12 protein-coding genes and 1 pseudogene are annotated in these 12,129 nt (G+C 33.4%); all 13 read left to right on the top strand.

From position 1 onward, the window contains the following. Positions 1-646 (top strand): annotated as a pseudogene (locus ATE49_RS20365) (hypothetical protein); the annotation flags it as partial. Next, entirely contained in the window at positions 643-1,119 is a 477-nt protein-coding gene (locus tag ATE49_RS10945; RefSeq protein WP_081278460.1) for a hypothetical protein, read from the top strand. The pseudogene ATE49_RS20365 and the gene ATE49_RS10945, both read left to right, overlap by 4 nt. Then, positions 1,107-2,102, top strand: a complete 996-nt coding sequence (locus ATE49_RS10940) for a phage tail family protein (RefSeq protein ID WP_065082205.1) — start codon at positions 1,107-1,109, stop codon at positions 2,100-2,102. The genes ATE49_RS10945 and ATE49_RS10940 overlap by 13 nt, the downstream gene beginning before the upstream one ends. After that, positions 2,087-4,804 carry a phage tail protein gene (locus tag ATE49_RS10935; RefSeq protein ID WP_065082204.1) on the top strand — a complete coding sequence of 906 codons (2,718 nt, stop codon included), beginning with the start codon at positions 2,087-2,089 and terminating at the stop codon, positions 4,802-4,804. Before ATE49_RS10940 ends, ATE49_RS10935 begins: the two co-directional genes overlap by 16 nt. Positions 4,805-4,814: 10 nt before the next feature. Beyond that, positions 4,815-6,134 (top strand): SGNH/GDSL hydrolase family protein, encoded by a 1,320-nt coding sequence (locus ATE49_RS10930; RefSeq protein WP_065082203.1) that lies wholly within the window; start codon positions 4,815-4,817, stop codon positions 6,132-6,134. Between the two features lie 27 nt (positions 6,135-6,161). Beyond that, the gene (locus ATE49_RS10925) at positions 6,162-6,500 is read left to right on the top strand and encodes a hypothetical protein (protein ID WP_065082202.1); all 339 of its coding nucleotides are present in this window, start codon (positions 6,162-6,164) and stop codon (positions 6,498-6,500) included. Further along, positions 6,481-6,837: a hypothetical protein gene (locus ATE49_RS10920; protein ID WP_065082201.1), complete on the top strand. Its 357-nt coding sequence runs from the start codon at positions 6,481-6,483 to the stop codon at positions 6,835-6,837. The genes ATE49_RS10925 and ATE49_RS10920 overlap by 20 nt, the downstream gene beginning before the upstream one ends. Then, positions 6,809-7,498, top strand: a complete 690-nt coding sequence (locus tag ATE49_RS10915; RefSeq protein ID WP_065082200.1) for a hypothetical protein — start codon at positions 6,809-6,811, stop codon at positions 7,496-7,498. The genes ATE49_RS10920 and ATE49_RS10915 overlap by 29 nt, the downstream gene beginning before the upstream one ends. Beyond that, positions 7,495-8,112: a glycoside hydrolase family 19 protein gene (locus ATE49_RS10910; RefSeq protein ID WP_065082199.1), complete on the top strand. Its 618-nt coding sequence runs from the start codon at positions 7,495-7,497 to the stop codon at positions 8,110-8,112. The genes ATE49_RS10915 and ATE49_RS10910 overlap by 4 nt, the downstream gene beginning before the upstream one ends. Before the next feature lie 166 nt (positions 8,113-8,278). Then, positions 8,279-9,220, top strand: a complete 942-nt coding sequence (locus ATE49_RS10905) for a hypothetical protein (RefSeq protein ID WP_065082198.1) — start codon at positions 8,279-8,281, stop codon at positions 9,218-9,220. A gap of 3 nt (positions 9,221-9,223) precedes the next feature. Continuing rightward, positions 9,224-9,904, top strand: coding sequence for a hypothetical protein (locus ATE49_RS10900; RefSeq protein ID WP_065082197.1), 681 nt, complete (start codon positions 9,224-9,226; stop codon positions 9,902-9,904). A gap of 169 nt (positions 9,905-10,073) precedes the next feature. Further along, a complete protein-coding gene (locus tag ATE49_RS10895; protein ID WP_065082196.1) occupies positions 10,074-11,450 on the top strand; it encodes a hypothetical protein in 1,377 nt (458 codons plus the stop codon). 18 nt (positions 11,451-11,468) lie between these two features. Further along, complete coding sequence (locus ATE49_RS10890; protein ID WP_065082195.1) at positions 11,469-12,023, top strand: DUF6705 family protein; 555 nt, start codon at positions 11,469-11,471, stop codon at positions 12,021-12,023. Positions 12,024-12,129 lie beyond the last annotated feature (106 nt).

Raw genomic sequence — 12,129 nt, 5'->3', positions numbered from 1 at the left:
TCAGTATCAGGATTTAGTTGATAGTATAGCTAAAGATTTTCTTCAGACTGATGCAAAAGATCTTGCGAGTCAATTTACCGATGGATTGGTTGAAGCTTTGACAAAAGGCGAGGATGCTCTTGATTCCCTTGATAAAAAAGCAAATGATGTATTCGCTAATATGGCTAAGGCGTGGGTTCGTTCTCGTCTTGAAAAAAGTATGGGGAACATATTCGATGAAATGATGAAAGCTAGTGGTATCAATAAAGATGGTACAGGCACATTTAATCCCCTCACTCCACAGCAAATGGAAGAATTCAAAGAACGGATGAAGAACGCAACATTGGAACAACAAAAGTTTCTGGAGCAATACAAAGAGTTCTTTGAATCAGCTAATGCTTCCTCTCCAAAAGGACTTGACGGTGCAATTAAGGGAATGTCTGAACAAACAGCAGACGTTTTAGTCGGGCAATTCAATGCTTTACGAATTAATACAGGGGAAATTATTAAAAGAAATAATGAGGGTAATGAGATAATGAGAAATCAGTTATCTATCCTCAGCCAAATTAAAGGAGATACGAGCAATTTAGTACAAATAAGAAAGGATATTTCAGAGCTAAACGCAAAAGTAACTTCCGGAAATGGATTAAGAGCAGCAGGGTTATGATGAAAGCAACAGATGTAGTAAAAGAAATAAAAAATATCGGGATTTGTAGACCTTGGTATTTAAAAATGAAAAAAGAGCCAACATTGAAAAACTTGTGTGAAATGTATTTCAAAGGCTCAGATTGGGCATTAGAGAACAACTTTCCAACAAGAGCATTCCTCTCTAAATACAAGGGATTATATGAGGAATACGGCATGTATTATAATGAGAGTTTGTCTTTCATCAAGTCTGACATGGCTCTTTTCGATTGTAATGCTGATCTAAAGTTAGAGAATCGTGAAATTTCACAAATAATTATCCGAGGAAATTCTAAAGTAACCCTACTAGCTTCGGGGAATTCTATTGCTTTTGTGACGATTCTTGATGAATCTATACTAAATGTTCAGATACAGGACGATGCAGATGTAAGAGTTTACAGATATGGAGGAGAAGTGAATGGAGTTGAGGTAAATGAGAGAAAATGGGAAAAATAAACTGGACTATTAACGGTAAAAATTTTGACAGCTTCGGAATTGGCGTGTCGGCTTCCAGAGGATTTGGCGACCTACTTAAGCAAAAAGATCGTCCTAGTTATAATTGGCCGGGACAGCACGGAAAGCAATATGATTTAGATTCGAAACCAAAATATGAAGAACGGACAATCGAATTAGACTGCTTTGTTATAGGTGATAATTGGAATCTAATGACAGACCAATTTAGATCATTTTCATCTGAATTTGACAAAGAAGGAACACAACGACTCATTGTTGAAATATTTTCGTACAAGCCAAGAATATATGATGTTATCTTGTCTGATAAGATAATACTGAATGAAGTTAAAAAAGAAGGGAAATCAGCCGGATCATTCACGTTGAAATTAACAGAGCCAGATCCGATAAAAAAAATTTTATCTATTGAATCTTCGAAGCTAGAGTTAGCTTTTAATTCTTCAGATTGGATAAGTGTTAACACAGGATATTCTTCTGTATTCAAAAAAGGAGATGTAAATATAAATGAAAGCCTTCCTTTCGAAAAATCAGATGAGGGTAATCTTATCCTTGGCAGTACAGAAGTAAAAAAATACTATGAAACTTCTGCTATTGTAGATGAAAATGTAAAGCAATATACTTTCGGAGCTGATGCTACTGGAACTGGAAGCTATACTCTATATGCAATAGCCAGAAACAAAAGCACCAATGTCTTTGAAGTGTTAGGAAGACAGGCTTATACACTAGCTGGACCACAAAGAATAGGTGTTCGCTTTTCTGCAAATCTCGATTTGTATGGGAAACTAGTTTTTACCCTTCAAAATATCAGTAACCAAACATTACCAATGTCTAAAGTTGTTTTAAAGACTGGATATGAAAGCTTTGATTACGAATCAAACGTGAATACTCACTATATCTCTTTAGCCGGGGATGTAGATGAGATTACTGAATTAACAACTAATGCTGAAGTATTATGGAACAAGTTGTAATAAATCAGAAAAACGGCAAAAATATAGAGTTATTCAGCCGGAAGCCTTTTATCAGTATGACAAGTTTCGTACTGAACAAGCAAGTGAATTTCGAAGACTTCATTGATATTGATGTAGATTCCAGTATTCCCTTAGATCTGTATTTAGAAGATAAAATAACTTTCAGAGGGAAAAATTATTTTTTAAACCTAATGCCCCAGGCTAAGAAACTTGCAGATGATAGATTTACGTATAATCTAAGATTTGAGGGTGTTGCGTACCTTCTAAGGAAACTAAAAGTATTCAATCTGGATTCACAAGGCAATAAAACCTCGAATGAATTCCCGATGACCTCTGAAATTCCAGGCTTCTTGTATTTAATAATCAACAATGCTAATAAGTGGGAAACCAAGTGGGAACTGGGAGAATTTCCAACCGATACAGAGGCCAAGACAATAACTTTCAGTAATGAAAATTGCCTTGCAGCTTTACAGAGAATATGCCAGGAATTTGATAAAGAATTTGAAATTGAACAGAGAAACGGGAAATACATCCTTCACATCCGTAAAGTAGGCAAAACCTTGCCTTATGTGTTTGAGTACGGTAAAGGGAATGGCCTTTATGACTTAAACAGGTCCCGTGTTAATGATAGCGAAGTAGTAACTATACTTTATGGGTATGGAAGTTCACAGAATATTCCTGCAACTTATCGTGAGTATTCTCAACGTCTCCGGATGCCGGCAGCTGTTGGTGATTATATTACAAGTCAAGCTGCAATAGATCTTTTTGGCCGTGTTGAAGACGTAATAACAATGGATGACATAAAGCCAACTTTCAAAGGTGTTATTTCATCTGTAGGAAGCTTAGAGAAAGGAGTACAGTCTTTTTCTGTGTCAAATATGGATTTTGATTTACGAGAAAAAGACAGTGAAGGAAATACAAAATACTGGATTGCAAACACGCCTCCTAAAATTTCAGTCACTAAAGGTGATCTGGCAGGATATGACTTTGAAATTATTGACTACGATCATTCTACTAAGTCTTTTAAGATAAAACAGATTGCAGATGAAAAAGGATTAAAATACCCTGATACATCAACAATATTCAGCTTTAAAGTTGGTGATGAATTTACCTTGATTGACATCATGATGCCGGAGCAGTATATCACGAATGCCGAAAATAAGCTTCATGAAAAAGTATTGGAAAAGTACCAACAAGTCTGCCAGAATAATGTCAAATATGCTTTAAATATCGATCCTCTTTTTATGCGGGACAAGGTTAAAGCAGATATAGGAGACTATGCTTCTGTTAAAGATGATTCTTTCGGAGTTGATAAGATAACCCGGATTATCGGACTAAAGTATGATTTATTCCAGGATAAGTATGATCTGGATATTGCAGACGTCTATGAGGTTTCTTTGGTAAAGGAAATCAAAAATGATCTTAAGGATATAAAGACCGATATAAAGTTTGAAAAGGTGGAAAACAGGAAGCAGACTCTTAATTCTTACCGGCTAACTAAAGAACTTCGCGAAAGCTTATTTGATGTAGACGGATTTTTATATACAGACGTTATTCGTCCAATATCTATCCGTACTCTATTATTAGAGACTGGCGATGATAGCCAGCAATTAGGCTATAGTGGGATTGAATTTGTACCAAATGTTGCAGGTAATCCCAATCAAATTAAAATTACTGCAGGTGTACTAAATCATTTCCTCATTAACCCTGGGCAGACAACTAGCTGGAATATGCTTGAAATAAATCAAACACTTCCAGATAATGACAAATATTACATATACGCCCGTTGCCATAAGAGTGGAACTGATGGAACATTCTTGATAACAAAACAACGTATATCTTTTGATGTAGAAGGTAATTATTACAACTTTCTCTTAGCATTAGTTCATTCAGTAGATTCCAATAACACAAGATATATAACAATGCTTGAGGGAATGACATCTATTCAGGGTGGGTATATAAAAACTAAAAAAATAATGTCAACAGATGGTACTTCTTTCTTTGATCTGGACCGCTCAATTATTGAACTTGGTCAAAATGCTGGGATGACTGGTCAGGGAGGCAGTAGTGATGTTTTTCTATGGTCCAATAAGGATTTTGCTCATAGAAATGAAGCGACATTTTCTGTAACAAGAGATGGAAAACTTTTAATAAGACATTCTAATGGAAATATAGGGTTTGAATTTGGAATAATAAACGGAAGACTAACAATGAATGGCTATCACGAATCAGGGTTCAAAATATATGAGCTTTCGCCAAATAGAGGCTTGATAAATGTAGCTTATATTCCTGAAAGCTGGACTCAAACAATAATGTATTATTTTGATCAAACTGAACTAAATCTAGATGAAGACCTAGCAAAACAAAAACTGACCAATGATATTTATATGACTTCCTCTGGTGGGAGCCAAATTGGCGATCCTGTAGTATATAGTTATAACTTAAACTCCAATGCAATTTCTTATGAATATCAAAACGGTACGCATCCAGACAATGCTCAATATGAAATTAATATTGGGTATAAAGATACAGACTCATCCAGAACAGACAATATAACAGAGGGGTGGTATGGATTGAAAACCGGTGAGATAAAATCAATCCTAAGCAGTACGGGGCCTCCAATAGCAAATATTGAATATATGGTCTATCATATATCTGGTGGAAAAATAACTCAAACTAAAATAATAACTGTATCAATTTAAACTAACAACCATGAATGAAATCGTAATTAATACAACTGATGAGAATCCTAAACCAAACACAGCGTTGGTGGATGTTGGATTATCCGTGCAGGTATATAATAAGACGCAAGTCGACTCATTGGCTCTTTCAGGAGTGAAAGATTCAATAAATGTAGATCAGTCATTAGCTGAATTAAATGAACTTCCTGATGGAGTATATTCTGCTCAAATAGGTGGATTGTATAAAAATGGACTGATAGCTAAAGAAGGATTCATTACACAGTTTAGAAAATCAGGAACTGTTTGGAAATTAGAAAGAGAGAGTAAAGTTCCTGGTCCGAAAAATAATTTTGTAGTTGAAAACAGCTACAACCTATATGATAAAGAAACTGTTATTGATGGATATTATATAAATTCAGATAACGGAAGTTTAGTTCCGGACTCGAGCTTCTTTGTATCCGATTTTATTGCAGTTGAATTTGGACAAACATATTCAAGAAGTAATAACAGTCAGTGGTTAGCTTTATATGATGAAAATAAAAGCTATAAATCATTTCATGTTGGAGGTAATTATACTGTTGACTCTGAGGTAAAATTTATAAGAATTGTGTTTAATAAAAACATATCAGATAATAACTACTATACATTTTCAAAAGGTGAATCACCTATTCCTTATTCACCACCTACAAAAGAATCAAATTTATATTCCAATCCTATTTCAAGGTATTTTGGGAAATCATTTAATTTTTTAGGCGACTCAATAACCTGGGGATTAATGCTTGATGCTAACAGAGTTAGACAACGATTCTCTTCACTGATTGCATCATATTATAGATTATCTGTTGAAAATAATTATGGAATATCTTCTTCTTGTATTGCAAAGTTTACCGGTAAAACAGATTCGTTTGTTGAGCGGTCTACAAGTATGGATGTTAATGCTGATGTTGTTATTATTTTTGGAGGAGTCAATGATTACAGGTCCAGCATTCAGTTAGGCACTATTGAATCTACAAATGAGTATGAATTTATACCAGCATATATAAAGATCATTCAAAATATTTACTCAGTAAATAATAATTGCGAAATATATCTTTTGACTCCTATTCATGATAATTCTGATGGTTCACCATTTAATATAGATTATGTTAATAATGTTGGCTTGAAACTGAAAGATTATGTTGACGCAATAAAGTTAATTGGTCAACGTCATGCTTTGCCTGTGATAGATTTATATTCTCAATCTGGTATTTCAGCTTTAACAAAGAATATATATACAGCCGATGGGCTTCACCCCAATTCACTGGGGCATCAGAAGTTGTTTCAAACGATAGTTAAAAAGATGGAATCATAGACTTAATTAAAAACTAAAACAATAACCATGACACAAAACGAGCTTCTTTATGATGCTAGCAGAATAACTGCTATTCTGTTAACAATCATAGTAGGCGTACTGGGTCGTATTGGGTACTTAGTTTCCCAAGAGAAAAAAATTAAACTAGGAATGGTTCTTTCTGCATTAGCTATGGCTGTATTTGCTGTATTTGTTGGAGAAGCACTATTGCTTAATTCAGGGTATAAAGATTACCGGCTTCCGGCACTTACTCTTATATCTTTTTTTTCTCACGACTTAATCGTATACCTAGACAAAAACAAGAAAAAATATCTTGACCGATTCTTTAACAATAAAAACAATAACAATGAAAACAACACTCAGTAACTTTTATGCAAAGCTGCTTATTGTAATAGTAGCGTTGGCAGGTGTGTATTTTGCAGAGCATATTCAGAAACTATATATTTCAGCTTTCTTCATCTCTGCAGCTTTTATAGGTTCATTTTTCATGCACCGAAAAACATTTCCTTTTATCCTTATCGGGTTAGCCTGCTATTGGATAGCAATCATGAAGGATCTTTGGGGGGAGTATAACTATTATGATCTCCTTTCGCGGTATTTATGGACTTCTGGAAATGTGCTTATGTGCATCGGGGTTATGTATTTATTCTACGAACAATTTAAATCTAAAACCAATGAGAGCAATACTAATAGTAATCATTAGCCTTTTTCTTGCTGGGTGCGGAACCCGCCAGAAAGAAGTTAGTATTTCCAAAGAACAATCAAAAACTAAAATTGAGAGTTCCGGATCTGAAAAATCTAAATCTGAAGAAAGTACTAAATCTGAAAAGCAAAACACTTCCGTGGGAGAATCCTCCGGAAGTGTTGAAAGATCTACATCAGAGAAAGGAAATGTTATTACAGATCATACTGCAGAGAAAAGCTCTTCTGAAAAACAGAATGAGAATTATCAGAAATCTACGAAGACAGAAGAATACTATGAAAATGGTAATCCTAAGTCAAAAACGGAGACTTCTGAAAATATGACTAAGGAGATATATAAATTGAATTATGAACTTGATAACCTCAAAAGTAATATCCAGTCATCTAAAGAAGAAATAATAAAACTCACAGCAGAAAATAAACAACTTTCATTTTCAAATGAGAGTCTGGTTACCCAGGTTAAATCTCAAAAAGAAATTAATCAAAAACTTACTGCTGATAATGCCACTTTAAAGAAAAATAAAGATTCCAAAGTTGAAAGCAATCGGGATAGTTGGTGGCTTTATGTAGTAATCTCTATTGTTTCGATAATAGTTTGGGAAATTCTTCGAAGAAACGGTGTAAGCTGGTATTCAAAACTTAAAAAACTAACGCAATTATGACTAACGAAATAATTTTGAGAAAACTCAAAGCTGTAGGAGCTAATATGGCAATGGTTCCAGATAATATTGCTGACCTGATGTCTAAATACGGAATCACTACTGAAGAAAACCTTTATATTTTCTTAGCTAATGTATTGAATGAAACAGGAGGATTCAAATTATTCATTGAGAATATGAATTACAAAACTGCTCAAAGATTGCGAGAAGTGTTTCCCAGAGCATTTAAAAGCAGATATAATCCAGTAAATTATGTTGGGCAGCCTGAGAAGCTAGGTAATTTAGTTTATGATAGCCGAATTTTCCCAACTTTAGGACTGGGTAACGATAAGGATGGAGACGGCTATAAATATCGTGGCCGTGGTTTAATTCAATCTACTGGAAAGTACTTATACGGACTATTGTCTAAAGAGTATGGAGTAGACTTCGTTAAGAATCCGGATCTTTTGGCAACAAAGGATTATGCTTTGCTTTCTGCACTGTACTATTGGAAAAGAACTAAAATGGGGCAAGCCGGAAGTTTAATTGCAGCACGTCGTATAATGGCGGGTATTAAAACCGGAACTCCTGAGGGGTATTCTACCGTCCTTAATTATTATAACAAACTGAAGGCATAATTTTTTTTAAATAAAATATAATGCGACGAGTTTTGGCGTCACGGTCGTTGAATTTTGAAAATAATAAGTTGTAAATGTTTTTGTTATGTATATTATTCTATGCCTTACGGATTCCCGTAAAATGATATTGCGATATTTTTATATCTTTACCCAAATTCAAATCAGAATGAATGAATTCAAAATAAGGATTGTATCAAACTCAGATGGTGAAGAGGTTAGGTTAGATAATATATCATTAGATGCCGCTGAATCACTTAAAGTTTTTATAGATTCATTAACTGGATTAGCCAAAACTTATAGTGATTATGATGGAAGTAGTGACATTAAATTATCGTTAACTGAAGGCTCTGTTATTACGAGTTTAGTAATTCCAGAAGATGATTTAGATGTTATTGAGGATATTAAGGAAATAACTAATAATAAGTCTAAAAATAATGAGAGAATCAAATGTTTTAAGGTTATTCAGGATAGGATTAAACAAAATGGTTTAACATATGAGGTATCATTATGGGAAGATGGGCAATATGTTGACTTAACTCCTAAATTTAAATCTAAAAATTTTCAAACAAGAAATGGCAAATTAGTACCTCTAAAGTATGAAATTTTATTCATTACAGGTGAGGCTTTTGAGGCTGGCGGAAAGTCTAAGACTAATATTCATATTTCTAAGGGAGAAGACGTGTTTAAGATAACATGTTCAAGACAGCAAGCTCAAAAAATAAATGTATATAGTAATGTATATCTTTCTGTTCTTAAAAAATGGAGAAAAGAAGATAATATCGAATATATACTTATCGACAATTATCTTTCAGAGGAAAAATATGATTTTTATAAGTCTATTCATGAAGAATATAAATTATGTGATTCATTAAATAAATTTGATTTTATTCATGATAAAGTTGTTGAGATTGTAAACAATGACAACCTGGATAATAATGAATTAATTAAACTGATGAGGCTATATAATAATCAGTATAGCGATAGAGGTACATTAAGAACATTACTTATGAGTATAAAACCTATCCTTCATAATAATAAAGGGTTGAAAGATTACTATAATAAGGTGGCCGACAGGTTAAGAGATGGAAGTTCCAGTAAAAAGATTTAAGGCATGGAGATAAAAGAAAATTTAATAAAGTTTAATGATAATAGCCTGCCAGATAATTTTGTTGCTTTAACAACTAAGATATGTAACAAAGAAGCTTTTCATGCTGGGATCTTAATAAGATATAAATCAAAAAATTATTTACATCATTTTGGAGGTGACTCTCCACCTGAGGTTATTGAAGACTTCAGTGAAGATGGTAAATTTATCTATAAAATTGTAGATTTTATAGATATTGACGATGAATCAGATGTAGGTGCATTTTTGGCTCATTGCAAAAGAATTTGTAGAAACAGCAATATAACCTACGGCTATATTGCGGATGGCTCTTCATATAATAATAGAGGTGAGTTTATTTCAAGAATAGGTCTTCCTGAATTCGGTACTTGTGTTGGGTTCTGCGTAGGTACTTTATCTGGTGCTATTGTTGATTTAAATGGAGAAACTTATTTTAACTTGGATGATTGGGATGATTCAAATGTATTTGATAGAGTCGACGCATGGAGCATGGATCAAGCAAGAAACAAATATCCAAATCTTGATTGGACTCTTTATAATTCATTTAAAAAGAGAATAACCCCAATAGAGTATCTGTCGTCTGCATTTTTAAATAATTATCCTATTACAAAAGAAAGTATAGGCGAAATTGAACCATCTGTTCAAGAATCTATAAATGAGAAATTCTAAAATAAACTATTAAGCCTCCCCACGGAGGCTTTTTCTTTGCCTAAAATCAAGGTAATTAAACTTTTTATACAGCATAACGGTTTCCCGTAAAAGAAAATAAATTATGTTAAATAAATATGTGAAAAATTATTTATAAGTTTAACGAACCGAAAAATACAAAATTTCATATATGACAAAAAATTTATTAAAAGCCTCGTTATGGGGGATTCTGACAGTATCTTTATTTTATTCCTGTCGTACAGATAGTGCAACAACTGAACAAACAGTAGCTTCAAAAGAGAAAATTGCTGCTTTTGAGAGATTTGAGAAACAGAATAATATTGCTTTACCACTTGCTGGTACAAAGCAAGCCTCGGCTCCTCAAAGGTATATAAGTTATGCTAAACCTTTTGCAGAGATTATTTCTAATTTTATACAAAATCATCCCGATTATGCTAAATGGATGGATAAATCTGTCGGAGTAATAAGACTGGATGTAGCTTCTCAAACTTTTGGAGAAGATAAAAAAGCTGTAATATTTCCAGTGACAGATGAAAGCGGAAAAGTAACAGGAGCATGGTATGGTATTATTAATGAAGAAAGAAGCTATGTTAACTTCTCTTATATGAATGACAATTCTATTGAACTAGCAGATATTAAAAAAGCTTTTCAGAATTACTATGATAAAAAGACTGGTAGTTTGTCATCCAGAGCAGTGGCATCAACATCAAAACTAATAAATCCGGTTGCCTTAAAAAATGGTAATGAACAAAAGCCTATAGACATAGAAGAAGTAGTGATAACAAAAAAGAATCCAACAACTCCTCCTCCTGATCAATGGGTTCCTAAATATCCAGATGAACCTTCCGGAGGTGGTGGTCCTGGAACTGGTATGAGTGGTGGTACTGGTACACATGGAGGTGGAACTACAACGACTGATCCAAATAAAAAGGATCCATGCAGCCAAATGAAAAGTAAAATTGCTACTGAAAAAGGGAGAGAAATTATTAAGGATTTAGAAGCAAAAGCAAAAACACCAGGAGCCGGTGAGACAGCATACAGACAAAATAAAGTTGGAGATCCTACCATGTATCAAGGAGAACAAGACAATGTCTTAATTCCTATCGATAACAATATGGAAGGAGTATATCATAATCATCCGGATGGTGGAATTCTAATGCTGTCTGTTAAAGATATAAGAATGTTGCTTTTTGCAGCAAGAATGCAATCTGATGACAATGTTGGCAATGCATTTGTAGGTATGATTTCCAATCGTGGGAATTATTTTATTAATTTCAGTGGGACTAAAGCAGATATTCCAGTTATTTATGACAACCAAGTAGATGGCTTTAGAGATTCATATAATGATCTTTATACTGGAATGCAAATGTATATACCAAATGGAGAGAAAGAAGTAACCTCAGAACAATTGGAGCGATTATTTTTTGAAACAATCAAAGAAATGGGGCTAGAAGGCAAAGTCAATCTTATTAAAGAAAAAGACGGAAATACTTCTGTAATAAAGCAAGATGCAAATGGAAAACCCGTAACTTCAAATCCTTGTTAACAATATTAAAATTCAATTATGAAAAACTTATTATTTATAATCACTATTATATTTTCATTTTCTTGTTCAGCACAAGAGTATCCTCTTAATACGAGTTTCAAAACCATTCCTCAGGGTTCTTATTTAAAAGATACCCAGAATGAATTATCCCGTTATACGGGGACGTGGAAGACATTATTTAATGGAAAAGATATTACATTAGATATTCAAAAAATTGAAAAATACTCAATTAAATATCCTAAGAATCAATTTTTCAGAGATGTACTCTTAATACGTTATACGGTTAAAGATGGAAATGGAAATACATTACAAAGTACTTTAAATGATAGTGTACTTAATTCCAATATTAAAAGCACATATATTTTGCCAGATAATAAAATAGCATTTACACATTCAGGAGGGGATTGTGGCATTGGAAGTGGTAGAGTTTATCTACAATATGTGGATTCAACTCACATGAAATGGAGTTATTACCCTGAAATTTTAATGCTAGCGACAGGAGAATGCCCACAAGGCTCTGACCTTAAAGTTTATTTGCCAAAAACTGAAGATTTAACTTTTACTAAACAATAATTTTTTAATACTTTATATATAGTAACCCCGACTAACCTCGGGGTTTTTCTTTTCCTTACGGTATTCCGTAAAATTTCAAAAATGTTTCTATATACTTTTGAATAGT

Origin of the sequence: Elizabethkingia miricola (assembly GCF_001675285.1) — a bacterium.
Lineage (GTDB): Bacteria > Bacteroidota > Bacteroidia > Flavobacteriales > Weeksellaceae > Elizabethkingia > Elizabethkingia miricola.
The sequence above is the reverse complement of the archived record's forward strand: the minus strand, read 5'-3'. Positions and strand labels throughout refer to the sequence as shown.

Bases quoted from the DNA above. Each gene is read 5' to 3' on its own strand.
- ATE49_RS10945 (WP_081278460.1), top strand. From the start codon at position 643: ATGATGAAAGCAACAGATGTAGTAAAAGAAATAAAAAATATCGGGATT.
- ATE49_RS10940 (WP_065082205.1), top strand. From the start codon at position 1,107: ATGGGAAAAATAAACTGGACTATTAACGGTAAAAATTTTGACAGCTTC.
- ATE49_RS10935 (WP_065082204.1), top strand. From the start codon at position 2,087: ATGGAACAAGTTGTAATAAATCAGAAAAACGGCAAAAATATAGAGTTA.
- ATE49_RS10930 (WP_065082203.1), top strand. From the start codon at position 4,815: ATGAATGAAATCGTAATTAATACAACTGATGAGAATCCTAAACCAAAC.
- ATE49_RS10925 (WP_065082202.1), top strand. From the start codon at position 6,162: ATGACACAAAACGAGCTTCTTTATGATGCTAGCAGAATAACTGCTATT.
- ATE49_RS10920 (WP_065082201.1), top strand. From the start codon at position 6,481: ATGAAAACAACACTCAGTAACTTTTATGCAAAGCTGCTTATTGTAATA.
- ATE49_RS10915 (WP_065082200.1), top strand. From the start codon at position 6,809: ATGAGAGCAATACTAATAGTAATCATTAGCCTTTTTCTTGCTGGGTGC.
- ATE49_RS10910 (WP_065082199.1), top strand. From the start codon at position 7,495: ATGACTAACGAAATAATTTTGAGAAAACTCAAAGCTGTAGGAGCTAAT.
- ATE49_RS10905 (WP_065082198.1), top strand. From the start codon at position 8,279: ATGAATGAATTCAAAATAAGGATTGTATCAAACTCAGATGGTGAAGAG.
- ATE49_RS10900 (WP_065082197.1), top strand. From the start codon at position 9,224: ATGGAGATAAAAGAAAATTTAATAAAGTTTAATGATAATAGCCTGCCA.
- ATE49_RS10895 (WP_065082196.1), top strand. From the start codon at position 10,074: ATGACAAAAAATTTATTAAAAGCCTCGTTATGGGGGATTCTGACAGTA.
- ATE49_RS10890 (WP_065082195.1), top strand. From the start codon at position 11,469: ATGAAAAACTTATTATTTATAATCACTATTATATTTTCATTTTCTTGT.